The following is a 23,907-nucleotide window of genomic DNA, read 5'->3' on the forward strand; positions in this document are numbered from 1 at the left end:
GATCAAACTTAAAGTTCTAAAATGATATAGAAAAGAAGTATATTATATCAAATGTTATTTTTAACCATATCCCCATAAAGGAGCATACCAGGGATGGAGCCAAGACGTCATTCAACGGATAATCAAAGCCTACGTGCAGACATTGTGTCACTTATCAAGAGCAAAATCATTAGCGGCGACTTGAATCCCGGCGATCGAATCGTAGAAAGCCAGTTGGTCCGGGAGCTCGGTATCAGCCAAACGCCGATTCGCGAAGCGATTCATCAATTGGTCGGCGAACAGGTAGTGGATGTAGTTCCGAATAGAGGCGCATTAGTCCGCTCCTTGAGCGCAAAGGACGTGTTCGAAATTTATTCGTATCGCGCCGTTTTGGAAGGCATGGCCATCCGGCTGGCGGTACAAAATGTAACGATCAAGGACATCAAGCATTTGGAGCAGTTTTATGGCGAAATGAAAGCGAAAATAACGGATGATTCCATCGAGCTGCTTTCTCAGGATTCCAGCTACATCCATCACTATATTTATAAGCTTTCCATGCACTCGATTTTGTTGTCGATGTACGAATTCATTTCGTTCCGGATTCAGCTCGTTAACCGGATTCTTCAGAGGAAATACACCAAAGCCCAGGAGGTAGCCGAGCATTTGGAATTGATCGAGGTGCTGAAAAACGGGGATCCCGACGAGGCCGAGAAGGTAATGAGAGAACATATTTATCGTTCCTACAGAAATTTCGTTGACATCGGCATGTTCGACCAGAACGAATTGGCGCAAAATCATTGGATTTGATGCACATTTATTTTCATGAAGTACACTGACATATCTTATATATAATCCAAGTAGAATAAATAATAAATAAGGAAATTAAATAAGATCATCCATCCGTTGCAATCACAATTACGCTCGTTTATCGATTCTGTTGAGAATGGAGTAGGGGAGGCGGATGAAGACATTGCCCAATAGATTGAAGAGTTATCAGGCAGCATGTTTAAATTCGTTATGGACTGTTGTTGTAAGCGCTTACCGAAAAGGGCTGCAATTACATTTTTGAAAAAGCGGCGGCATAATTCATACCTCGAAAGGGATGTTTGAATGGAAAGGAATCTGGAGACGAATGTGCAGATTCGCGGGGGATCATCGCTTTTGAAACGGATGAAAAAAGAGTTAACTTCCCGGTATCAGCTTTATTTGCTCGTTTTGTTACCGCTTGTTTATATCGTGGTGTTCCATTACGTCCCCATATATGGGCTGCAGATCGCCTTTAAGGATTTCATCGCCACGAAAGGAATATCCGGCAGTCCGTGGGTAGGCCTCAAGCATTTCGAGAACTTTTTTAATTCGCCTTCGTTCGAGACCGTTATTCGAAATACGTTATTTCTGACGGTTTATGGATTGGCAGTCGGATTTCCCATCCCCATCATTCTCGCACTCGCATTTAACATCACGCTGCGCACCAAGTTCAAGAAATCCGTACAAATGTTCACTTACGCTCCCCATTTCATCTCGGTAGTCGTACTCGTCGGCATGATGTACCAATTTTTATCTCCCAAGTTTGGCGTCGTAAACCAAATTATCGGTTATTTCGGCGGCGATCCGGTCTTGTTCATGGGGTCCGAGCAATGGTTCAGGCACATCTATGTATGGTCCGAGGTATGGCAAAATATGGGGTGGAACACGATCCTTTATATATCCGTACTTGCAAACGTAGATTGGGAGCAGCATGAAGCGGCGATAATGGACGGCGCCAGCAGATTCAAACGCGTACTTTATGTCGATTTGCCCGTACTGATCCCGGTGGCTGTTATTTTGTTGATATTAAATACGGGATACATCATGAGCGTCGGCTTCGAAAAAGTGTATCTGATGCAAAATCCGACCAACCTAGCGACCTCCGAAGTCATATCCACTTATCTATATAAGCTCAGCTTCCTAAGCAGCTTTCCTAATTATTCCTACTCGACGGCTATCGGCTTTTTCAATTCGATCATCAATTTCTTGATTTTGCTCATCGTCAACGGGCTCGCGAAACGGTTCGGAAATACTAGTTTGTGGTAACTGCTTCCATCTAATTTCTTGAATCAGAAAGCCACCCTTGTAAACCAAGCATTTTATAGGAGGAGCCTATGAGCGTTTATAACCGGCGTATATCCAGGCAGGATCGGCTGTTTTATATGGCGAACGATTTGTTTCTGCTATTGATTCTGCTTGCCATTATTTATCCTCTCATCTATGTCGTTAGCGCGTCATTCAGCTCGCCCAATGCAGTCGTGAGCGGCAGAGTATGGTTATTCCCGGTAAACTTTTCGCTGGACGGCTACAAAGCGGTATTTGCCAGCGACAGTATTATGACCGGCTACGCGAACACGCTGTTTTATACCGTTACCGGGACGGTTATCAGCGTCATCCTGACGATCGCAGCGGCCTATCCGCTGGCAAGACGAGATTTTAAACCGCGAAATATCATTATGCTGATCTTTGCGTTTACGATGTTTTTCGGCGGCGGCATCATCCCGACCTACATTCTCGTGAAAAATTTGGGCATGCTCGATACCCGCTGGGCGCTCATCCTTCCGCAAGCGATGTCGGTATTTAATGTCATTATTGCGAGGACCTACTTTCAGAGCACGCCGTCGGAGCTGCTGGAAGCGGCGCAAATCGACGGCTGCAGCGATATACGCTATCTGGTTTCGGTGCTCCTCCCTCTGTCCAAACCGATCATTGCCGTTCTGGCGCTGTTTTATTCGGTCTCGATCTGGAACTCCTACTTCGATGCGCTTATGTATACGAACCGGGAATCCTTATGGCCTTTGACTTTGGTGCTGCGGGATATTCTTGTTGCGAACAGCGTGAATATGTCCATGATGCAAAACGTCGATATCGATACGCTTTCCGCCAAAATCGGGCTAAGCGAGCTGTTGAAATATTCTTTGATCATCGTATCCACCGTTCCGCTGCTTATCATCTATCCGTTCATCCAGCGTTACTTTGTCAAAGGGGTCATGATCGGCGCAATTAAAGGATGAGGCGGCTGCAGCCGTTCATCATATACTCTTTATTTCAGGGAGGGTTTGAAATGCGGAAAAGGAGAAGTACCCGCTTCGCGGTTATCGTCTCCGTCGTGTTATGTCTGCTTCTTGCAGCATGTACGAGCGGAACGGACAGCGGGAAAGGGGATCCGGCCGGCAAGTCGAGCGAGCCGAAGGCAGAGACGGGAAATTCGGCAAGTCCGACGGCGAAAGCTTCCGACATGACGGCACCCGGAGAGTTTCCGATCGTCACGAAGAAGCAGGAAATCAGCATGTATACGCCCAAGATATCCTGGATCACAGAGTGGGAGAACAATGCGGCTACGAAATGGCTGGAGAAGAAAACGAATATCGATGTGAATTTTGTGCTCGGACCGGAAACGGCGGAGGAAGCGAAACAGAAGCTTAATCTGATGCTGGCAAGCGGCTCGAAGCTCCCGGATGTCTTTATGAAATCGGGGCTGTCCACCGACCAAATCGCAACATACGGCTCTCAGGGTCTGTTCCTGCCTTTAAACGATTATATCGAAAAATACGGCACCAATTACAAAAAGCTGATAGAGAAATATCCGAATCTGCTGAAGCAAATTACCGCCCCCGACGGTAAAATTTACGCATTGCCTTATGTAGCGGAATGTATGCACTGCATGTACTCCCAGCGATTCTGGATCAACCAAAAATGGCTGGATGCGGCCGGGCAGAAGATGCCGACCACGCCTGACGAGCTCTACAATGTGTTTATGGCATTTAAGCAAGCGAAAGATTTGAACGGCAACGGCAAGCAGGATGAAATTCCGTTAATTGCGACGATCGACGGCTGGAACGGCGAGCTGACCGGATTTTTGATGAATCCGTTCGTGCCGAGCAACGGCAAAGCTTATGGATGGTTGTATATGGACAACAATCAGGTTAAAGCTTCGTATATGCAGGACGGATGGAAGGACGGTTTGAAGTTCCTCAAAAAAATGTACGATGACGGACTGATCGATAAAGAAGCGTTCTCGCTGAAGGCGAGCCAAGCCAAGGTGCTGATCGGCGGACCGGACGGCAACCGGGTGGGCGCTTTTGCCGACGGGGCGCTCAGCTCCGTAATCGATATCGGCGTTAAAGGGGCGCGTGACGACTTTGTCGTAGTGCCGCCGCTCAAAGGCGCATCCGGCAAACAAATCACCCCATGGTACGAACCTTTCGGCTCGCCATCGTTCGTTATTACCAAATATGCGGCCAATCCGGAGGTGGCTTTCCGTCTTGGCGACGCCTTGGCAACCGACTATTCCCGCGATCTGGAGTGGAGAAATTTCTTCTACGGACCGGAAGGCGATACGTGGGTCAAACCGGAGCAGGGCGTGAAAGGGTTGAACGGCCAGCAAGCTTTGTGGAAACAGACCTTCCAATGGGGCACGCCTAATGATAAGTTCTGGGCGACGACGGGCATTTTATACGCTTCGGCTGACGACAAGGGCACGCTGGCGGTAACGAACGACGGCTCTTTCAACCAAGAGCAGATTCTGTGGGATGCAGCGGTTAAAGACTATAAGCCGCACGGCGCAAGCATCATTCCGCCTCCGATCTTCTACAAAACGGATGAAGCGGAAGCCATCGCGGAACCGAAGACACAGCTCACCAATTACGTCGAGAAAAGCATCATGGAATTCGTAACCGGCAAGAAAGATATCGACAAGGATTGGGAGGCATACAAGAAGGATATCGAAAACTTGGGATTCAGCAAATATGTAAGCACCATGCAAAAAGCCTATGACCGTCAATACAAATAAAAAGCGTTATAGGGGAGCCTGCCTTCGCGGCAGCTCCTTTTTTTTCGTTCCATCATCGCCCTCCAGGCAGCTTTTTGCGGCTTTCCTGGCTGTTCATGAGAGGCTTTTCGTTCTACGGCTATGTACGCGCATGGCATTTTTTGCCTTTACACTTTTGCAAAATGTAGTATTATGTAGGTAAAATATGACACTGGAGCTGATGGTATTGACTATTAAAGAAGAGCTAAAAGGTAAAAACATCGTCATCCCGGAAAACCCGGTATCGAATTTCTTTTTCAATAATACGAGGTCGGGCCTATTTTGGTTAATTATCCGTTTATATTTAGGGTATGCGTGGGTCAATGCGGGATGGCACAAGGTTACCGATGACAAGTGGGTTGGCAGCAACGCCGGTGCGGGATTGACAGGCTTTGTCAAGGGAGCGCTTGGGAAAGCGGAGAGCGGCAAGGACGTGTCGGGCTGGTATGCGACATTTTTGGAAAATACGGTGCTGCCAAACGCTGAAGTATTTTCTTACGTCGTTGCATTCGGCGAGCTGCTTGTGGGTCTTGGTCTGATACTTGGCTTATTGACAGGCATCGCCGCCTTTTTCGGCGCCTTCATGAATGCGAGCTTCCTTTTCGCAGGAACGCTTAGCACGAATCCGTTATTGTTCATCCTGGCGACATGGATCGTGTTGGGCTGGAAAGTGGCCGGCTGGTACGGTCTCGACAGATGGGCATTGCCGTTCCTTGGCACACCTTGGAATTTCCGCAATCGGAACAAGAAAGATCAACAGGTTTCTTCATAATGGATTGGATAAAAACGGATCGGCTTCGATTGAAGCCGGTTCGTTTTTTTTCTGAGCAGCATAGTTCCGGGAAGCATCGTGAGAGTTCCTGCCTATACGACATGGGTCATATCTATGGTTACTCCTTTGAAGGCCGGAGAATATTACGCCAACTTCACTTCCGGGATAGCGGATATGTCAGGCCAAGTTAACTTTCAAATTTATATGAATAGTTTAAAGGACGATCACGCGTTCATTCCTACACTGTGCTAGGAAGGCTCTCTATATGTTGTAGTCCGAAATAGCCCACTTGGAGCCAGGGATCAAGGTTCGCCTTATGCTGGAGTCCGATTTTGCCGGCTTGGAGAACGAATTCATCGATGTGCCGATCAAAATACCCGCTGCAAGCAGGCGTTTTCGGACTACAGACGGGGAAAGGAAGCTGTGCACGATTCCAAGTGGGCAAAATCGAACAGCAGTGCATGCAAGCGATGAGCGGGGAGGAGTAAGCGGTATGTATACCGGACGGAGGAGCTCTAAAAGTCAAAGACGTGATAAAAAGCACCGAAGGCCTATCCCCATCCCTCCCATACGCACAAATATATAGCCATGCACCAAAGGGCCGTCCGTGATTTCGGACGGTTTTCTTGTTGTAACTGCGGGAGCCGAATACATAATTTTCGTGCTTGCTAGGCATACTAGCCAAAAAAGCTGGAAGGAAAATCCTTATGAAGCACCGGAAACCGCGTTCCGCTTCCGAGCTTGTTTCCCGGGAACTGACGGTCAATCGGGAGCGGATCGAGGAGTTGTTCTGCCATTGCCACGACCTCAAGCTCCAGTCCTGGAATTTTGGTTCCGGGCTCAGGCATTCCGCCTTTTCGGTTTATTTGGAGACGTTAACGGAAGGTTCGCAAGAAAGTTACATGAAGGCGACTCTTCGGGATTTGTCGCCGATGTTAGCCGGAGCAGACGCCAATCTTACACCGGAAGATGTCCGCCTTTATTTCGAAGGTCAGGGGGTCACAACGCATACGCCTTCGATTTTGGATTCCTTTGAGCATGCCGTGAAGCAAATACTTAGAGGCTGCATTGTGATTTTTATCGAAGGCTGGGATCATGCAATCTGCTACAGCATGCCGGGCATACAAACGAGAGCGGTTTCCGAGCCGATTATGGAATCCGTCGTTTTTGGCCCTCATAATAGTACGATTGAAGATTTGCATACGAATATCGGACTGCTGCGAAGCTTATTGCGAACGCCAAGGCTGAAATTCGAGACGTTCTACAGCGGGGTGGAGAGCGACAGGGAAATCGTATACGGCTACTTGGATGGTACTGTCGATCCGCAAACGCTGGCCGAATTCAAAACGAAAATGTCCCGTATCGGCGATCAAGAAATATTGGATACGAGCTATCTGGAGGAATGGGTGGAGGAGTCGAGATATTCTCCTTTTCCCCAGGTCCGCTACACGGAACGGCCGGATGTCGCGAACGCAGCTTTATTGGAAGGGAAAATTATCGTACTCGTTCAAGGGACGCCCAGCATCATGATTTGCCCCGGGCTGTTCGTGGAATTTTTTACGACAAGCGAGGATTATTATCAACGGACGATTTACGCTTCGCTGATTCGTACGCTTCGCATCGTTGCATTCGTCATAGCGCTTACGCTTCCCAGCTTATATATCGCGTTTTCCACCTTTCATCCGGAGCTTATTCCGACAGTACTGCTGCTTGCCATTCTGGATACGCGGGAAAAGATCCCTTTTCCAGCCTTCATAGAAGCGCTGATCATGGAGTTTTTTTTCGAGCTGCTTCGCGAAGCGGGCATACGGCTGCCGCGGCCGATCGGCTCGGCCGTCAGTATTGTCGGCGCCCTCGTTATCGGGCAAGCGGCCATTCAAGCCAAAATCTCTTCCCCCATCATGGTCATTGTTGTTGCGTTAACCGGCATCGCCTCCTTTGCTTTGCCGCAATATAACTTAGGGGTTGCTTTGCGGATTTTACGATTCCCCCTTATGCTGCTGGCAGCCACTCTCGGCGGCTTTGGGCTTATGATCGGATATTTTCTCATTCTCCTTCATGTGACCAAATTGCGTGTGCTCGGCGTTCCCTATTTGTCGAGTCTATCGCCGTTCGAGCCCGGCCAGCTTATTCGAGACTTTCTGCTGCGGGCGCCGATCAGACTTTTGATGCGCTCTCCCCGGAAACGTCCGTTTCGCGAATAACCGATATTCAACAATATGCCCCGAAAGGCAGGAGACGAATGAAGCGAATGCTTGTTATCGTTCTATCGCTAGGTTTACTCTTTTCCTTATCGGGCTGCTGGAATAAATTTGAATTGACGGATTGGGCGTTCGTACAAGCTATCGCCATCGACGACTCGCCTGACGGGAAGCTCCAGCTGACCACCCATTTTTACAAGCCCGGAGGAGGCGGTTCCCTGGAGGGGGGACAGCAGGGACCGGCGGCGTTCAATATTACGACTAAAGCGGATTCGGTTTTCGAAGCTATTCGGGATATCCCGCTGCGGATGGGCCGTAAGGCGCAATGGAGCCATATGCGGATTATCGTAATCAGCGAACAGATAGGGAAAAAGCGGAATGTCCAGGAGCTGACGGATTTTTTTGTACGCGATCACGAACCCCGCGATACGGTTACGGTCATCATGGCCAAAGGAGAGGCGAAGGATTTCTTGGCGCAAAAGCCTTTTATTGAAAGCACGATCGGGCAGCAGTTAAAGGAGATGTCGCAATCGGCTTCCCGATTTTCGGCTAAATCCAAAAACGTCAATTTGCTGGACCTGGCCATTCAATTCAGAGGTCAAACCGGCATTGTCCTTCTCCCCTATACTTACATGAGCGACGCTGAAAGTAAGGATATAGCGCTCTCCAAGCTTGCTGTAATTAAAGACGGCAGAGTTGTGGACGACTTCATGAACTCGGCCAACGTGGAAAGCCTGCTGATGCTCCGTGACGAATTTCAGTTCGGTATTCTTGAAGTCCCTTGCAAAGACAAGAACAATCTGAAGGAAACCTTTGAAATCACTTCCTTACAATCGACTACCCGCATCAAACCGAAACAAGACACGGTATCCGTACGGATTAACACAAAGATTAAGGGGAGCTTCAGCGAGATCCGATGCACCTCCGCCCTGAATTCCGATGCGGAAAAACAGGTCGCCGGCCGGATACGGGACTATGTGGAAAAAGAGCAGCGAAAGACGATCGCACTGGCTCAGAGTAAAAAGCTGGATCTTCTGGGGATCGGCGATTGGCTTTATCGGCATCACCCCGCATTATGGATGCAGTGGAAGAGCGATTGGGATGATCGTTTTGCGCGTGCCGATTTCGACATTCACATCGACGTACAAATCATCAATTCAGGCGTGCTCATATCGAAGCCTTATTACGAGTAAACGGAGGAAAAGGTATGGGGGAAAGAGTGCTTGTATTTCTGCTTACAGCGGCTGCCGCTCTTATTGCCGGCATGCAGGATTGGAAAGGCGCATCGCGGAAAGTTCGGCTTGTATTCGTCTTGATTATGCTATATGCGGGTTATACGGGCTATGGGTATATAGTTGACAAAACGATGCCTAATTTGCCGGACGGCGTTACGTTTGCATTCGAAAAGCTTGCTGTGCGCATCGATAAGGTTTTAAAACCCCAAACGATTCCGGATCCTTCCAAACATAAGGAGGATAGTGCGGATGAATAGTCGGGAAAACGTCAGCTCCTGGCAAATGGCTGCCTTGTTGTTCGTTTATACAACCGGTTCCACCATTCTTTACATCCCGTCTCCTTTGCTGGCCGCAGCCGGAAGCGGCGCGTGGCTGTCTTGGTTTTTTTCCGGAATAGGCGGTCTAGTTCTGTTATCCAGCATGTTATATTTAACACGCCGGTATCCTGGACAATCTCTGGTTGAGTGCAGCATGCAAACGTTCGGGTACGCGATGACTGTCGTTATCATGCTGCCGTATCTCGTGTTCGCGCTGCTGCTGTCCTCGTATATTTACTTCTCGGTAGGGTTCTTCTTTACGACAACGATGATGAAGGAAACGCCTTTGTACGTTTTTAACGCGCTAATCGCTTTAGTATCCGCCATGACAGCCCGGGCAGGCATGGAAGTCATCGCCCGCATGTTTACGATGGTGCTTGTCATTTTGATGGGATCGATTCTTATCGTGCTTATCCTCGGAATTCCCTATTACCATTTCGAATATCTGCTTCCTGTTATGCCGCACGGGTTTAAGCCGCAGCTGCACGGCGTTTATCTGGTCTTCGGCTTCCTATACGGAGATTTTGTAGTTTTTGCCATGTTGTTCTCGTTTATCCGTATGCAGAAAGGAACCGTCCGGATCAAACCGATTTACATCGCTTATTTGTGCAACTGGATTATTTTACTGTTCGTGAACCTGTGTACCCTGATGTCGCTTGGGCCGATGACATACGAATTCCGGTATCCGATTTATATACTGGCCAGAATGATCAGCATTCAGGAAATTGTGGAACGAGGAGAGTCCGTCATCGGCATCTCGCTGCTCGCGGGCTCCTATATGAAATCGACCATAACGCTTTATGCGCTGAATTTGACGGTTGAAAAGCTCTTGAAGGTGCAGGATAACGGAATTATCATCTATCCGCTTGCGCTTCTGGGCTTTTACTTGTCGGTCGTTTCGGTCAAACAGGAAGCGGCTTTCAGTGAAGTACTGCTTAGCTGGCCGCTCGTTACGTTTTCGGCAAGCTTGCCGGTGTACTTGTTATGTATCGTGACGCTGCTCAAAAAGCGCGGAAAGGGGCGGAATGGCGGCCGAGCCGACCGTTACAGGGTGCGCTGATCGGGATGTGAACCGTTAGCTGTCTATTACACGAACGGAAACGTATGTTTACCTTCTATATGGACGAGGCTGCCGGTTGGAACGGCGGCCTTGTTATGCGAACGAGCAGAAGTGCCTTGCTAAAACTTACAACTGAGCCTACAATTTATTTCAGGTGTTTCCTAGAGAATAGTAAGTACATACGGGATAGGCATTGGAGGTTCATTAGCGTGGAGGACCGTTTGGTATAGAAGAGGTTTAATAAAATCTACGCCATGCAGCTGGCGACGATTTTTTTGGGCAGCGTTATTTTTGGTTTCTCGGAAAATATTAAAGGACCGGCCATTCCGCGAATCCAGTTCGATTTCATGTTAAACGAATCGCAGCTTGGCGCTTTGCTATCGCTTAATGCACTCGGGTATTTGATCGCATGTTCATTCACAGCATTTCTGGCGCGAATATGGGGCATTAAGCTTGTAAGTATCGCCGCATTCGGAGCGATGATCGCTTCCGGGATTCTTATTTATTTCTCCCGCAGTTATCCGATGTTCTCCTCGTCTTATTTCCTGATGTACGTTGGGAACGGCATGCTTGAAATCGCGTTAGCCATTCTTGGGGCGCGGATCTTCGTGAAAAATACGGGAACGATGATGAATTTGACCCACGGCTTTTATGGTCTTAGCTCCACGGTGGCTCCCTTGATTGCAACGGGGTTAATGACGGTAAGCGTATTCGGCCACACGCTCGACTGGCGCGGCATGTATTTGGTCATGCTTTCGTTATCCATTCTGCCGATACTTTTTGCTTTGCGCAGTACTTTCCCAGGCGATGAAATCTCGCACGAAGACCGGATTCCGTTGAAAATGCTGATGCGAGACCCGGCCTTGTGGTTTATGGTGTTGATTCTCTCGTTTGGCGTGGTGTCGGAATTGGCGGTAGGCGGTTGGCTGGTTAATTTTCTGGAGAAGGCTTACGAGTGGGATACCGTTACGGCTTCCGGCATGCTGTCCGCCTTTTTCCTCTGTTTTGCTTTAGCAAGACTTTTGCTCGGGCCGTTGACGGATAAAATCGGGTTTAACCTATCGCTTATTATTTTTTCTGGGTTTTCTGCCGTATGCACGTTTGGAGCCATTTTGGGAGGAGAGAGGCTTGCCTATTTGTTTGCTGCGGCAGGAATCGGCATAGCGATGATTTATCCGACGGTTATGGCGTTTCTTGCCAAAAGATATCCGAACGGCAGCGATACGGCCATTACTTTTACGGTTACGCTAATGGGAGTAGGGAGCGTCATTGGCAATTATCTGATAGGGGGAGTCATTGAAGCTGTCAAGCGTTTATACGGAGCCGATACCCAAATCGGGCTGCTCCGCGGACTCCAAGCCGGGTACGGCTTCATCGGATTATGTGCCGCAGTATGCGCGGTTTGCAGCTATATGTTATACCTTCATTTAAGACGGAAAGAAGAACTGATTTAGTACATCGCTTACAAGCCCCGATGCCTGGCTTCCTTGGGGCTGATCCCCTCAAATTTTTTGTACACTCTGCTAAAATACAGCTGGTCGACGAATCCGACGATCAGCGAGATTTGGCGTATGGTCAAGCGGGTGTCGCGTAAAAGCTCCTTCGCTTTATGCAGTCTGAATTTGATCAAATAATCCTTGGGAGTCGAGCCGGTCCGTTGCTTAAACAAATGAATGTACCGGCTTACGGAAAGGCCTGCGAGTCCGGATAGCTCAGGAATCGTGATCGGTTTCTCGTAGTTCGCGTGAAGGTAGCTGATGGACAACTCGAGTCTGTTGCTGCTTTCAAGCTGCGCGCTTGTATACCCGGACTGCAAACAGCTGCGCGAAATTAAGGAAAGCATTTGAATCAGAAGAGCGGATATGTTCAAATCATAGCCGATTTTTTGCGAAAGCATTTCGTTCCGGGCCATCTTCGATAAATAGGCGTACTCCTCCATTTGCCCTGTCTTGTAAATGCTTCTGTCGGATAGACCGAGTCTGTGCAGGGTGCTTTCAACGCCATACCCCGTGAAATGAATCCAGTAGCTTTCGATCGGCTGCTCGTCGCTTAATCGATATAGCTGCTCTTCCCCGGGACGATAAATGACAACGGTTCCGTCCCCGACTTCATGATCCCCGCCGTCGGCCCTTACGATCGCCTTGCCGGAATGGTTGTAGATCAACAAATAATCCTTTCTGCCGAATTTGCGGTATCGCTCGTATTTTGTATTCTGAAGGCCGTAGTGGCCGATGCAATTCATTTGGAGAAACTCGGTTGCGCTCGCAGTCCCCCCTTCATCCAGCTCCGGTATGTGATAAGCCGAATAAAACAAACGCCTCACGCCCTCTATAAATTAATCCATATAATTGCGATTTTAATCACTATTATTCAACGAAATTATAGACTATGATGTGAAAAAAGTACATATTTTGTGGAGAGGGATGAGCGCGTATGGCAGTATACAATTCGGTTATAAACATGGAGGCCGCAGATTTAAACGGCGAAAACCCGCTTCCGAAGTTTAGGAGCAGACAGCGGCATCGGAACGTGGCGGAGAACGGAAGCCTTTCATTGGAGCAGAAGGAGAAGCTGGGCAGCGAAACCGGGGAAAGATATTTGCCTTACCGGATGCAGGACCGCTATACGAGGGATAGACGGATGACTCCAATTAAATCGATAGTTGTTGAAAACGAAATCCTGCAAGCCGTATTTTTACCCGATTACGGAGGCAGATTGTACTCGCTCAAGGATAAGCGTACGAACCGCGAGGTGCTGTACAAAAATCCGGTGCTTCAGCCGGCCAATCTTGCTATTCTGGATGCCTGGTTCTCTGGGGGGATCGAATGGAACATCGGGCAGCTGGGGCATACCTTCTTGACGTGCTCGCCGGTACATGCGGCAAAGCTTGCCGATGAGGAAGGGAACGAGTTTTTGCGGCTGTATGAATATGAGCGCTGCAAAAATGTATTTTGGCAAATCGACGTCCATCTTCCGCCCGGGTCGGAGCATTTGCGCGTTTATGTCCGGATCGTCAACGATAATGACGAAGCCGTTCCGATGTACTGGTGGACAAATGTCGCGGTCGAGGAGACGGAACGTTCGCGCGTCTTCTCTTCAACCGGCGATGTGATTTATATCGACCATCATGTCAAAGGATTTGGAGCCGGGAAGCTACCCAATTTGCCGACAGTGCCTGACGCTGACGTTTCGTATCCGCTGCAATTCCCGTTTGCCAATGAGTATTTTTTTCAACCTCCGCATGATTACCGTTCTCCTTGGGAGGCGATTGCCTATGAGGACGGCAGATTGGTTTATGAACGTTCGACCTCGCTGCTTCGCTACCGTAAAATGTTCTGCTGGGGAAATCATACGGGTGGCCGGAGATGGCGCGATTTTCTAAGCAGACCGGGCGAAGGCGACTACATTGAAATTCAAGGCGGCCTAGCGCCTACCCAGCTGCATGGAATCGATCAGCCGGCGCAGTCAACATGGGATTTCACGCAGCTGTACGGTGTCGTCGATGTGGATGCGGACAAAACCAATCAAGGAAATTGGGACGAAGCCCGGAACTATATAGATGAGATTGTAGAACAGCTGCTTCCGGAGGACGAGGTATACAGGATTCATGAGAAGCTGCAAAGCTACGCAGATCGTGAGCCTGAGCTGCTATTGCATACAGGGTCGGGCTGGGGCGCTTTGGAGAGACGGCGCCGCGAAAGAATGGAAGACAGAACGACGCCGAAGGGACTCCGGTTCGAAGAGACCAGCCTGACCGCTGCTCAGCAGCCTTGGCTGGAATTGATGATGGCAGGGCGATTGCCGGATCAAGGGATTGACGAAATACCGGCTTCGTGGATGGTGCAAGAGGAATGGCTTGCCATGCTTCAGGTGAGTCTTACGGAAACTGAGAATGAATCATGGGCGGCATTTATGCACCTTGGCGTGATGCTTTATGAGCAAGGGGCCGAGGAGGAAGCCGTTGAAGCTTGGGAGCGTTCCCTGCAAATCCGACCTTCAGCTTGGGTACTCCGGAATCTTGCCGAGGTTAGCAAACATAAGGGGGATACAGAGGTGGCAGTCTCCTATTTGGAGCAGGCTTACCTTGTATCGGGAGGTTTTCCGGACAGAGCGTTTGCGGAAGAGTATTTGGAACTGCTGATGAAATCCGGTCAGCATACGAAAGTATGGAGCCTGTACGAATCATTCCCGGAGTCGATTAAGAGCACACAGCGACTGCAAGTCATCGTAGGAGAAGCGGCGCTGGAGATGAACGAGTTTGATTTTCTGGAACGGTTATTCGCAGCGGATTTGGCTGTCATACGAGAAGGCGAGCTGTCGATCGTCAAGCTATGGTACCGTTATCAGGCCAAGAAGCTGGCTATGAAGAACAATGTGGAGCTCACCAGCGAGCTGGAGACCCAAGCGGCCGCTTTATTCCCGCCTCCTCGGCATATTGATTTTAGAATGAGCTGATGAAATAGCGTTTTAAGTCGATAGGGCTAGCACTTGCCGTCGCCAGGATCAGGGCAGTCCCGATATCATTCTTACTATTTTCATCCCCTGTTTAGCGCACTTGATTGGCGAACGGATAAGCTTCCATCACCGCATTAGCAGCGGTTTTGGAAGCTTATTTTACATTTCGGAAAAAACCGATCCGTTACAGCATTTTGAACTGCCTCGGTTTTACAATATAATTGTTAAAGAACAGGCAGGATATCTGAGAAAACTTTGCAATAAAACTCTGCTCAACAAGTATCATCAATTATTTTCATGGAGTGGAATCAGAATGATCATCCAAAGTATTTCATTGTCGTGGGATAAAAAGACTAGAGGAGCTCCTTATTCAACTTTACGAAATCGGTATAATAAATCATTCGGTATTCCGGATTCAATGATCCATGATAACTCCCAATTAACCTTTCCCGTTCATAAAATAGAACTCATCCAAAACGAAAATGGGATTGAGATGAAGTATAATAAAGTTGAATATGTTGAATCAAGGTTACATAGTTGGAAGCTCGGGTGTATGGAAATTCAAAGAGATGACGACGAATGTATCGTTTATTTCAATTATTCCGATCATTGTGGAAAACCGATTAGATACGATACGCGAAATCACTATTTATCGGAAAAGTCTTTTGAACTCAGTAAAAATGAATACGGAAGAATTTCCTATAACGGAAGATGGATACACCCTCATACAGGGGAATGGATATACCGGTTACATATTCTGAATGTTTATAATTCCAGTTGCACCGATAAAGAGCTATTAAATAAGAAACATCCAATGAAAGAATATAAGCAGTTGGCCGTTCTTTTTTAGGGGTCCCTCAGGTAATTTGAACATGGTGTATACTTATACGAAAAGTCTTGGAGGGTTAGTATGATTACGTTTAGAGCCGCCTCAGCAAAAGACCTAAATGACATCGTACAAATGCTTGCCGACGATGAATTGGGCAGCACAAGAGAACGTTACGAAACACCGCTTCCGGAAAGCTACATTAAGGCTTTTGAAGCCATTGATGCGGATCCGAATAATGAGTTGATCGTTGCTTGCTTAGGCGAAGAGGTCGTTGGCGTTCAGCAGCTTACTTTTACTCCTTACATTACGCATCAAGGGAGTTGGAGAGCCACGATTGAAGGGGTGCGGACCGCAGCTTCGGTAAGGGGGCAGGGGATCGGGAGCCAATTGATAGAATGGGCTATCGAGCGAGCGAAAGAACGAGGCTGCCGAATGATTCAGCTGACAACCGATAAAAAGCGGACGGACGCTTTGCGTTTTTATGAGCGGTTGGGATTTCAAGCGACTCACGAAGGTTTGAAAATGAAGCTGTGATTTGTATGGAGAATTCGCAGCACGATTATAGAATTGTTAAATTGTATATGAATTTTCATATAGATTTATCGAATTTCACCCGAATCGTTAAAATGTATTTGAATATTCATATAGATTCGTTGAATGTTACGCGAAAGACTAATTTGTATATGATTTTTCATATACATTACAAAGTGTATGAAAAACCTCCGATTCCGCTGGTACTGGTACTATAGGGATGGAGGTTCTTCTTTTGTATAGTACCCTATACGGGCGGATACGCGTTCGTTTTTGCGTTCATTGACCGAAGGTCTTACGGGATCGGTTTCCCCCTATCAAAAATAAACGCGTACCTGTACAAGATCTATGATGCTGCCGTCTTTCGCGCTCCGGGCGTAAACCCATATATTACCGCCTCGTGCGGTAGGCGCCCGGTCGAATGGCACGGTTGCGGCAAAATAGCCGTATGCTGGTCCGCCCTCCGTTGCCGTTGTAAATTTTTCGTTCGATACGACCACATCGTTATCATCCCGAAGCTGAAACAGGACATTGGCTTCAAATGCCCGAGCAAAACCCTCAACCCGATCGCCGCTTTGGAAAAGATCTCCGGGATACGGGCGAATGACTACGATATTTCTAGAAGACGGTAAGGGGAGAAGCAGACGGTATCCGGTATAGATCAAATCAAGAGAGAATCCGGGACGGCCTTCGTTCGCATTCAAAATATTTCCTACTGGAATTTGAAAATATCTGGAGATGCCGGACAATGTATCGCCGGACTGCACTTCATAGACGAAAGCCGGCACCCAAACCGGTTGCCCGCCGGTCAAGGGTAAACCTTGGATTTGACGGTTTATCCCAGCCAGGAGGTCGGCGTGTGCCGAAAAGCGCTGACCGATTCGAACAAACGTATCTCCCGGGACTGTTATATAAATGGTTCGATAAGGGTGTTCGGCTGGAAGGGGGACCAACAGCGTCCAACCCGGGTAGATTGTATTAGGATTTGCAAAGGGCGGATACAGCAGATTCGCTTTTTGAATCTCCGCTACAGTGCTTCCCAATCGCGATGCGATTGCAAATAAGGTATCTCCAGGTTGTACCGTATATAAGACATGGGTTTCTTTCACGACGGACATGATCATTCACTCTCCCTTGGGCTATGGGCTATCCATTCCATGGTATGCACAGGTTTGGAGGAAGGAGAGTATACCTAGTCGGAGTTGAGTATGTATATTTATGGAAAAATATTTCAAAATATGTATCGATCAAAAAACAGACTGACGAGCGTCCGCCATCAGCCTGTTCGGTGAAGAGATGCCAATTGTCCAAAAGTAACTTATGATCTTTTCCGGATGCGCTTGGAAAATTCGGGACGGGCAAAGTCATCAGTCGGGATATCGCCTTGGGGATTATGCCGATACCGATCCTCGCCGCGCATTAGATAAGCCTTGAACTTGGGATTTTTCTCAAGATCGCATTTCACATCGGTGCTGGAGTATCGAATCACATACCCGATCCGCCAACGATCCGAAGGATTCGCGGGAGAACCGTGGATAATGGCATCGTCATGCAGCGAAATGCCTCCTGCAGGAATCGATAACGTAACGGCGCTGTCCTCACGGAAGGTGCCGTCTTCCAACTGGAATGATAAGATTGATGCTTCATCGGCGATTTTATGCTGAACGAGACCGCCCTTGTGCGAGCCTGGAATGACCTTCATGGCTCCGTTTCCCTCATCCACGTCGGTAAATGCAAGCCATACCGTTACGGAATGATGCGGAGACAAAGGCCAGTAATAGGAATCCTGATGCCACGGGACAACCTTGCCGCTGCGCGGAGATTTCGTAATAAACTCGCTGCCCCACAGGTAGAAGTCAGGCCCAAGCAAATCCTCCACATAATCGAGAATTTGAGGATGCGAACAAATATCATACTGCCAGCGGCTTGTCTGATGCCAACCGATTATATCGGAAGGTGTTTCATCCTCGTTCAGCATGTCGAGCGTTCGCTTGTAGCCGGCACGTAATTGCTCCACTTCTTTTTCGTTAAAAATAGCCGGCATACCTATCAAGTAACCTTCCGACTTATAAGACTCCTGCTGCTCCCGGGTAAGTCTCGACATCGCAATCACTCCTCTTCTTCGCTAGATTCTCCTTGAATATATAAGAAGTTAAACGTATTTTCGTTGGTTAAAGTGATATGGTGTCCAAAAGGTACTTGAACATTTGATTACAGCATGATATTAATGACAGCAAGAAGTGGGGGCGATGCTGATTGGCGAAACTTGATCCTGCTACCGTTCAGCTTGAATCTTTGATTCATGCCGTGCAAAGCAACATGAGTTTTATCGAGGTTACGAGCGCTTTCAAATGGGCAGATATCGGGTGGCATGTGCCGCCGGGCGTTCGAGCGGATTTTGAAATCAAATATGTGGCAAGAGGTCAGATAGCATTGCAGCAGGCAGGGCTCTCGATCGCCGGTTCACCAGGTGATTTGTTTTTTCTGGACAACCAGAAGGGCCACAGTTGCGAACACGGAACCTTCACGTTGTTCAGCTTCGGCTTTAACGTGGCGCAAAACGCGCCTGAAGGGAAACGGCTATATGAGCAAATCCAAGCGATTTTCGCTAAGCTGCCGCAGAAGCTTAAATTAGACATTCACGGCAGAATGATAAGACGATATACCGAGCTTAACAAGGAAATTTCAGTTCGTTCATTCGGATACGAAGTGAATCTGAAATGCTTGATGGTGCAGCTTTTGATTGAAGTAATGAGAATATGCCTGGTGATCCGGTCTTCCGCTTCCAACATTACGCCTTATCAATACAACAAGTACACCGACTTGATTTCCGATATCATTGTTTATCTGCAGGAAAATGCCGGGGAACATATCGATCTTCATGAGCTGGGCGGCAAATATATGCTGAATCCCCGATATTTAAATCGAATTTTCAAAGGGGCCACAGGATTCCCGATCTTCCGCTATCATCAAATGATCAAGGTGGAAAAAGCCAAAAAGCTGCTTAGCACCAGCGGACTCAATTTACTGGAAATTGCAATGGAGCTTGGGTTCGAGAGCAGTCAGTCCTTCAGCAAATTTTATAAAAAAATGACGCTGATCACTCCTTCCGAATATCGGAAGATGCTGAAAGAGTCGGAGTGAGTGACATTACGTTTCACATATCCTTTTTAGAAAAAGAGGAGAAGGCGATGGGGGGCTAATTATAACGGCAGCTTCCAATATTCAGGTACTGGTAGTTGAAATTAAATCAAGGGCATGTTATTATACCGATAAATTAGTGATTGGAGTTGAAAAGAATAATGTAATTTTTCTTGCTAATAATTATGGAGATAAAACAGAAAAGCAATCATTTGCGCATGTGTTTTATTTTCTATATTTGCAAGAAGGTTACATTTCTTTTCACTCAAACAAAATATCCTTATCTGACTCTGTGTTATCAGGGTTGGATTTGCCGTATTTCATTTGAGCTGCAAGAAAGTAACTTTCTTGCGGCTTATTTATTTTTGTATACGGAGGGATTATTTCATGTCATTAATTAAAGTAACGAATCTAACGTTTGCCTACGACGGCAGTTACGATAACATCTTTGAAAACGTAAATTTTCAAATCGATACCGATTGGAAATTAGGGTTCACCGGAAGAAACGGAAGAGGAAAGACGACATTTCTCAATTTACTGCTTAATAAATACGAATACAGCGGGACGATTTCCGCGAATGTCAGCTTTGATTATTTCCCTTTTCATGTCGACAATAAGGGTGAAAATACGATCGATATCATCGACCTTATCGTTCCGGACTATGTTCATTGGGAATTGATGCGCGAGCTTTCCTTGCTGAAGGTATCCGAGGATGTTTTGTATCGGCCGTTTGACTCCTTATCCAACGGCGAGCAAACGAAAGTGCTGCTGGCGGCATTGTTTCTTAAGGAAAACAGCTTTCTGTTAATCGATGAACCGACCAATCATCTGGACATGGATGCAAGAAAGCTTGTCAGCGACTATCTTAACGCCAAAAGCGGCTTTATACTGGTCTCTCACGATAGAGCGTTTCTTGATCATTGCGTGGATCACATCCTGTCGATCAATAAGACCAACCTGGAAATTAGCAAAGGCAATTTTTCCGATTGGTGGGAGAACAAAAAAAGACAGGATAATTTCGAGCTCGCGGAGAACGAAAAGCTGAGAAAAGACATCAAGCGCTTGTCGGAAGCCGCAAAACGGACGAACGATTGGTCGCATGAAGTGGAAAAAACGAAAAACGGCACAAGAAATTCCGGCTCCAAAGTAGATAAAGGATATATCGGGCATAAAGCCGCCAAAATGATGAAACGCTCAAAATCGATTGAGCAGCGGCAGCAATCCGCCATCGACGATCGTTCCAATCTCCTGAAAAATATCGAAAGCTCCGAAAGCTTAAAAATCGCACAGCTTGCTTATCATAAAAACCAGCTGGCGGAGCTTGAAAAAGTTTCGATTTATTATGGCGAGAAGACCGTTTGTACAGATATTAGTTTTACAATCGAGCAAGGGGAGCGGATTGCCCTTTCAGGCAAAAACGGCTCCGGTAAATCAAGCCTAATCAAGTTGATTTGCGGCGAGAACGTTAGCTATACCGGCACTTTCAGAAAAGGAAGTCAGCTGAAAATATCTTATGTTTCGCAAGATACCTCAAATTTGAAGGGCAATTTAACGGACTACGCCAGAAACAACGGCATTGATGAGAGCTTGTTTAAAGCCATTTTAAGAAAGCTTGATTTCTCCAGACTCCAATTTGAAAAGGATATTTCATCCTTTAGCGGCGGCCAAAAGAAAAAAGTGCTGATTGCCAAAAGTCTTTGCGAGAACGTTCATTTGCATATTTGGGATGAGCCGCTTAATTTTATCGACATCATTTCCCGCATGCAGATTGAAGAGCTGCTGCTTGAACACTCGCCGACCATTCTTTTCGTAGAACATGACAGCGAATTTTGCAATAATATTGCCACAAAGGTGATTCAGCTTTCATGATTCGGGATGCGGGTTCGAACTAGCGAACAAATTCGCTTGATATGGACGAGCAAATTCCGCTTGATTCGATCAGGCGGATATTCCTTTTGAACGCGACGGGAAACTTGATAAAAAACGACATAGCAGTAAGCTCATTGGATGATAATATGATTTCAGTGGGGTGATTTTTTGAATCAATACGCACGTAGAAGAAATTCTGACGGATATAAGCCAGCCTTAGTTCCAAACGCTTTAAAAGTCCTTAACAGTAATCAAAAAACGAAAGCTGTGGAGGAAGCGAAAATGACAGAACGGACCGCAAAGATCCCTGCGGAAGCCCCGATGCTTGACAGGATTTTATTCAATGAAATCCCTGTAAAAGACATGCAAAAAGCGCTTTCTTGGTACAAAACGGTTTTAGGCCTACAATTGATCGGCTGCTCCGAGCAACAGGCGCAAATGAATCTTCCAACAGGACCAATGCTTTTCCTGAACGAGACTCGAAATGATACAACGGCAACTTTTGTAAATAATGGGGAGACCAATAACATCATCGGTTTCCAAACCAGCAATATTGAGAAACTGTACAAACATTTGAAGCAGAATCAGGTGCAAGTTGAAGAAATTATAGACGATGGCTACGGGTTTCGGTTTTTACATTTTTTTGATTTAGACGGCAATCGTTTTTGCGTGCAATGCGACAACTAGCAGGCGCTCAAGTTGTATGTAAACGATAAACAGCGGTAACCTTGGACAACAATTTCTCGTCCATGGCGGCCGTTGTTTTTTTATTATTAAGGATGATGTCCCCCAAAACGAAGCAGCCCGAAAAGTTAGGATTGACAACACTAATAGTTATTATTACTATTAATCACGAATATAATCGTAATAATAACGATTAAACACAAGGTGCACTATTTGCTTTCAGGCAAATGGAATCGGAAGGGGGGATTTGCTTTGACAAAAAATAAAATAAGCTGAGGTCAGTACATAACGGTTGAATTAAAAAACGGATATGGAGAGGTAACGGATGACTGCGAATAAACGGTTTTTATCTTATTTTACTATTATCTTGTCAGGGCTTTTGTTATTGGCAGGTTGTCAGAGCGGTTCAACGGTGCAGGGGAATTCACAAAGTGCTCAGGAATCGAAAGCCATAAAAGAGGAATTGGTGCTGGCCGTAGGTAAAATGGACGGCGGCCAATTTGATCCCAAGAAGGGTTGGGGAATGACGCAAATCCGGCTGACCCACAGCTCGCTTTTGACCATCGATGCCGACCTGAACTTCATCGGGGATCTTGCGACTTCCTATAAGATCAGCGAGGATGCCCGTACTTGGACGTTCCCGTTGCGCGGCGATGCCAAATTTTCCAATGGGGAGCAGGTTACTGCGGAGGATGTCAAGTTCACCTACGACATGCTCAAGAAGGACGGGATCAAATTTGATTTGTCCTTTGTCCAAGCGGTAGAAGTTGCTCCCGGTAACACGGTCGTCATCACGCTTAATGAACCCCGCTCCACTTTTGTAAGCCAGCTCACGGAGATCGGTATTGTTCCCAAAGCTCGCTACGATGACAACTATTCCAAAAATCCCATAGGCTCCGGACCGTATAAAGTGGCTCAGTACAATGACGGGCAACAAGTGATTATGGAATACAATCCTTACTGGTACGGCACGAAGCCGCAGTTCAAAAAACTGACTTTCCTTCTGCTCGCGGAAGACGCCTCACTTGCAGCGGCAAAGGCGGGAGAAGCCGACATTGTTTATGTTCCGCCAGCATTCGCGAATCAAAAAGTGGATGGAATGACGCTTCGTACTTATGAGAGCATTGACTCCCGCGGAATCATGCTGCCCACGCAGCCCAGCGGCGGCAGCGGTATGACGAACGGCAAAGAAGTTAAATCCGGGAACGATGTAACCAGCGATCTCGCCATTCGTAAAGCGCTTTATATCGGATTGGACCGTCAGAAGCTGTTGGAAGCGGTGCTGGATGGCCATGGTCAAAAAGCGTTTTGTCTATGCGACAATATGCCGTGGTTCAACGAGAAAACGATCGTTAAGGACGGGGACATTCAGGCTGCCAAAAAAATACTCGCCGATGGCGGTTGGGCGGATGCCGATAAGGACGGCATCTTGGAAAAAAACGGCCGCAAAGCGGAGTTTGACATGTACTTCAGCTCCAGCGATCAGCTTCGCAGCGATCTTTCGCTTGCTGTGGCGGATCAGGCGTCCGAATTCGGCATCAAGATCAATACCGTTGGCGCCACCTGGGATGAAATTTACGTCAAAGGCAAAACGGCGGCGGTCGCATGGGGCGGCGGCAGGCATCATCCTCACCAGCTGTATTCGATGAATTCCTCTCAGAGGAAAAACAAGGGCATTGACAATATGTCGAACTATCAAAATCCTAAGGTGGACGAGTATTTGCAAAAGGCGCTTACTGCCTCCACGCAGGATGAGGCCAATACGTATTGGAAGCTGGCTCAGTGGGATGGAGAAACCGGCTTTAGCGGTATCGGAGACGCTCCGATCGTGTGGCTGCTGCGGGTGGATCACTTGTATCTGGCGAATGAAAAGCTCGATCTCGGCAAACAGCCGGTTCACACGCACGGCCATGAGTGGGCATTGTTCGGCAATGTTACAGAATGGACATGGAACAATTGATTCGGTAACAACTGCTTGGAAGAGGAGTTTTCGGAGG

The 23,907-nt window shown here is 47.4% G+C and carries 21 protein-coding genes; 18 read left to right on the forward strand and 3 right to left on the reverse strand.

Going from position 1 to position 23,907, the window contains the following annotated elements; translation table 11 throughout:
* Positions 1-93 precede the first annotated feature (93 nt).
* The 11 genes from DQG23_RS03055 (at position 94) to DQG23_RS03100 (ending at position 11,855) form a co-directional block, all read left to right on the forward strand.
* Positions 94-786: a GntR family transcriptional regulator gene (locus DQG23_RS03055; RefSeq protein WP_113029298.1), complete on the forward strand. Its 693-nt coding sequence runs from the start codon at positions 94-96 to the stop codon at positions 784-786.
* Between the two features lie 303 nt (positions 787-1,089).
* Positions 1,090-2,052 (forward strand): ABC transporter permease, encoded by a 963-nt coding sequence (locus DQG23_RS03060; RefSeq protein ID WP_113029299.1) that lies wholly within the window; start codon positions 1,090-1,092, stop codon positions 2,050-2,052.
* A 68-nt stretch (positions 2,053-2,120) separates the two neighbouring features.
* Entirely contained in the window at positions 2,121-3,020 is a 900-nt protein-coding gene (locus DQG23_RS03065) for a carbohydrate ABC transporter permease (RefSeq protein WP_113029300.1), read from the forward strand.
* 50 nt (positions 3,021-3,070) lie between these two features.
* Complete coding sequence (locus DQG23_RS03070) at positions 3,071-4,798, forward strand: type 2 periplasmic-binding domain-containing protein (RefSeq protein WP_113029301.1); 1,728 nt, start codon at positions 3,071-3,073, stop codon at positions 4,796-4,798.
* A gap of 199 nt (positions 4,799-4,997) precedes the next feature.
* Positions 4,998-5,588 (forward strand): DoxX family membrane protein, encoded by a 591-nt coding sequence (locus DQG23_RS03075; protein ID WP_113029574.1) that lies wholly within the window; start codon positions 4,998-5,000, stop codon positions 5,586-5,588.
* A 359-nt stretch (positions 5,589-5,947) separates the two neighbouring features.
* The gene (locus DQG23_RS43370; protein WP_272949023.1) at positions 5,948-6,076 is read left to right on the forward strand and encodes a hypothetical protein; all 129 of its coding nucleotides are present in this window, start codon (positions 5,948-5,950) and stop codon (positions 6,074-6,076) included.
* A 219-nt stretch (positions 6,077-6,295) separates the two neighbouring features.
* Positions 6,296-7,792 (forward strand): spore germination protein, encoded by a 1,497-nt coding sequence (locus DQG23_RS03080; protein WP_113029302.1) that lies wholly within the window; start codon positions 6,296-6,298, stop codon positions 7,790-7,792.
* Between the two features lie 38 nt (positions 7,793-7,830).
* Positions 7,831-8,982, forward strand: a complete 1,152-nt coding sequence (locus DQG23_RS03085) for a Ger(x)C family spore germination protein (RefSeq protein WP_113029303.1) — start codon at positions 7,831-7,833, stop codon at positions 8,980-8,982.
* A 14-nt stretch (positions 8,983-8,996) separates the two neighbouring features.
* The gene (locus DQG23_RS03090; protein ID WP_113029304.1) at positions 8,997-9,281 is read left to right on the forward strand and encodes a hypothetical protein; all 285 of its coding nucleotides are present in this window, start codon (positions 8,997-8,999) and stop codon (positions 9,279-9,281) included.
* Positions 9,274-10,401, forward strand: coding sequence for a GerAB/ArcD/ProY family transporter (locus tag DQG23_RS03095; RefSeq protein ID WP_113029305.1), 1,128 nt, complete (start codon positions 9,274-9,276; stop codon positions 10,399-10,401). Before DQG23_RS03090 ends, DQG23_RS03095 begins: the two co-directional genes overlap by 8 nt.
* 254 nt (positions 10,402-10,655) lie before the next feature.
* Positions 10,656-11,855, forward strand: a complete 1,200-nt coding sequence (locus DQG23_RS03100; protein WP_113029306.1) for an MFS transporter — start codon at positions 10,656-10,658, stop codon at positions 11,853-11,855.
* 8 nt (positions 11,856-11,863) lie between these two features.
* On the opposite strand, the gene DQG23_RS03105 is transcribed toward DQG23_RS03100, so the two are convergent.
* Positions 11,864-12,715 carry a helix-turn-helix domain-containing protein gene (locus DQG23_RS03105; protein ID WP_113029307.1) on the reverse strand — a complete coding sequence of 284 codons (852 nt, stop codon included), beginning with the start codon at positions 12,713-12,715 and terminating at the stop codon, positions 11,864-11,866.
* A 119-nt stretch (positions 12,716-12,834) separates the two neighbouring features.
* Here DQG23_RS03105 and DQG23_RS03110 point away from each other — a divergent pair, with 119 nt between their 5' ends.
* The 3 genes from DQG23_RS03110 to DQG23_RS03120 all read left to right on the forward strand — a co-directional run bounded on the left by DQG23_RS03110 (position 12,835) and on the right by DQG23_RS03120 (position 16,219).
* Positions 12,835-14,856: a DUF5107 domain-containing protein gene (locus DQG23_RS03110; RefSeq protein WP_113029308.1), complete on the forward strand. Its 2,022-nt coding sequence runs from the start codon at positions 12,835-12,837 to the stop codon at positions 14,854-14,856.
* 313 nt (positions 14,857-15,169) lie between these two features.
* Entirely contained in the window at positions 15,170-15,706 is a 537-nt protein-coding gene (locus DQG23_RS03115; protein WP_113029309.1) for a hypothetical protein, read from the forward strand.
* Between the two features lie 60 nt (positions 15,707-15,766).
* Entirely contained in the window at positions 15,767-16,219 is a 453-nt protein-coding gene (locus DQG23_RS03120) for a GNAT family N-acetyltransferase (protein WP_113029310.1), read from the forward strand.
* A gap of 314 nt (positions 16,220-16,533) precedes the next feature.
* Here DQG23_RS03120 and DQG23_RS03130 read toward each other — a convergent pair whose 3' ends face one another.
* Positions 16,534-17,334 carry a LysM peptidoglycan-binding domain-containing protein gene (locus DQG23_RS03130; RefSeq protein WP_113029312.1) on the reverse strand — a complete coding sequence of 267 codons (801 nt, stop codon included), beginning with the start codon at positions 17,332-17,334 and terminating at the stop codon, positions 16,534-16,536.
* 200 nt (positions 17,335-17,534) lie between these two features.
* Complete coding sequence (locus tag DQG23_RS03135) at positions 17,535-18,320, reverse strand: phytanoyl-CoA dioxygenase family protein (protein WP_113029313.1); 786 nt, start codon at positions 18,318-18,320, stop codon at positions 17,535-17,537.
* A gap of 152 nt (positions 18,321-18,472) precedes the next feature.
* On the opposite strand from DQG23_RS03135, the gene DQG23_RS03140 reads away from it, so the two are divergent.
* From DQG23_RS03140 to DQG23_RS03155, 4 genes are all read left to right on the forward strand, one after another.
* A complete protein-coding gene (locus DQG23_RS03140; protein WP_113029314.1) occupies positions 18,473-19,360 on the forward strand; it encodes a helix-turn-helix domain-containing protein in 888 nt (295 codons plus the stop codon).
* Between the two features lie 384 nt (positions 19,361-19,744).
* Complete coding sequence (locus tag DQG23_RS03145) at positions 19,745-21,226, forward strand: Lsa family ABC-F type ribosomal protection protein (protein WP_113029315.1); 1,482 nt, start codon at positions 19,745-19,747, stop codon at positions 21,224-21,226.
* Between the two features lie 168 nt (positions 21,227-21,394).
* Positions 21,395-21,913, forward strand: a complete 519-nt coding sequence (locus tag DQG23_RS03150) for a VOC family protein (protein ID WP_238177719.1) — start codon at positions 21,395-21,397, stop codon at positions 21,911-21,913.
* Positions 21,914-22,235: 322 nt separating this feature from the next.
* On the forward strand, positions 22,236-23,870 hold the full coding sequence (locus DQG23_RS03155; RefSeq protein WP_113029316.1) for an ABC transporter substrate-binding protein: 1,635 nt from the start codon (positions 22,236-22,238) through the stop codon (positions 23,868-23,870).
* Positions 23,871-23,907: the final 37 nt, after the last annotated feature.

The organism is Paenibacillus contaminans (genome assembly GCF_003285015.1).
In the GTDB taxonomy this organism is placed as follows: domain Bacteria; phylum Bacillota; class Bacilli; order Paenibacillales; family NBRC-103111; genus Paenibacillus_V; species Paenibacillus_V contaminans.